Raw genomic sequence first — 239 nt, 5'->3', positions numbered from 1 at the left:
CCAGCTGGGTGCGCATGCGCTCCACTGCCTGTGCCAGGTTCGCCAGCTCGCCGCCCTTGTAATGGGGAAGCTCCGCACGTTCCCCTTCGCTGACCGCCTGCGCATAACCTGCCAACTTGCGCAGCGAGCGCGCAAGCCACCACGACAGAGCCGCACCGATCAGCAAGCACAGGCCGATCAGCCCTAGCCCCAGGGTGAGCAGGCGCCGCTCGGAGCGGTCGATGTAGGGTTGCAATGAG

1 protein-coding gene is annotated in these 239 nt (G+C 66.5%); it reads right to left on the bottom strand.

Going from position 1 to position 239, the window contains the following annotated elements:
- Positions 1 to 239: HAMP domain-containing protein (locus SB717_RS39265; protein WP_410908713.1), on the bottom strand; the 239-nt coding region annotated here is incomplete at both ends.

The organism is Priestia sp. SIMBA_032 (assembly GCF_046535215.1).
Lineage (GTDB): Bacteria > Bacillota > Bacilli > Bacillales > Bacillaceae_H > Priestia > Priestia aryabhattai.
Note: the sequence above shows the minus strand (reverse complement) of the source record. Positions and strands in the feature narration are given on the sequence as shown.